The sequence below is a fragment of the Amycolatopsis sp. NPDC104587 genome, assembly GCF_055583645.1.
In genome coordinates this window covers 1-1113 of sequence record NZ_JBVJNO010000034.1, presented here as the reverse complement: position 1 = coordinate 1113, position 1113 = coordinate 1, and the positions used below count along the sequence as shown (strand labels likewise).

Genomic DNA, 1113 nt, shown 5'->3' with positions numbered 1-1113 from the left:
TGTGATGTCCAGGGACGTTGTCCCGAGTTGAGGTGACCTGGTGGCGGCCTGTCGTGCAGACAGGTGAAGGCCTCCGGTTGTGAAGTGGAGCTGTCTAGGAACCACATCACCGACCGGAGGCCTTCGTGTCCCACCCTAACGCCACCCTCACCCCTCGCACCCGACTCCGACTCGCCCGCCTGATCGTCGAACACGGCTGGACCCACGCCCAAGCAGCGAAAATGTTCATGGTTGCACCCAGGACCGCCGCAAAATGGGCGCAGCGCTACCGCGCCGAGGGCGCAGCCGGGATGGCAGATCGCAGCTCACGTCCGCACCACAGCCCGACCCGCACCCCCGAACACCTAACCCGGGCTATCGCGCGGCTGCGGTGGCGCAAACGGCTGGGCCCAGTCCAAATCGGCGGCCTGCTCGGCCTGCCCGCCTCGACCGTGCACGCGGTCCTGGTGCGCTGCCGAATCAACCGGCTCGCCCGCATCGACCGGGTCACCGGCGAACCGCTGCGCCGCTACGAACACACCTATCCCGGGTCGCTGATCCACGTCGACGTCACCAAGTTCGGCAACATCCCCGACGGCGGCGGACACCGGTTCCTCGGCCGGCAACAAGGAGCCCGCAACAAACGCGCCACGCCCGGGCTTCCCCACGGCGCCGACCGCAACCCACGCACCGGCACCGCATTCGTCCACACCGTCATCGACGACCACTCCCGCGTCGCCTACGCCGAAATCCACGCCGACGAAACCGCGGTCACCGCGACCGCAGTCCTGCACCGGGCTGTCGCCTGGTTCGCCGCCCGCGGCGTGACCGTTGAACGCGTCTTGTCCGACAACGGCTCCGCCTACCGATCTCATGCCTGGCGCGACACCTGCACCGACCTGGGAATCACTCCGAAACGGACCCGGCCCTACCGGCCGCAAACCAACGGCAAAATCGAGCGATTCCACCGCACCCTGGCCGAAGGCTGGGCCTACGCCCGGTTCTACCCGTCGGAAACACTGCGACGGGCGGCGCTACCAGGCTGGCTGCACTTCTACAATCAACACCGACCCCACAGCTCAACCGGCGGCAAGCCGCCGGTCACCCGGCTGACCAACCTCCCTGGACATCACA

The 1113-nt window shown here is 67.7% G+C and carries 1 protein-coding gene; it reads left to right on the top strand.

Features of this window, described 5'->3' with window-relative positions:
* Positions 1-125: 125 nt before the first annotated feature.
* On the top strand, positions 126-1113 hold a 988-nt coding region (locus ACZ61C_RS47630; RefSeq protein ID WP_465314624.1), incomplete at its 3' end, for an IS481 family transposase.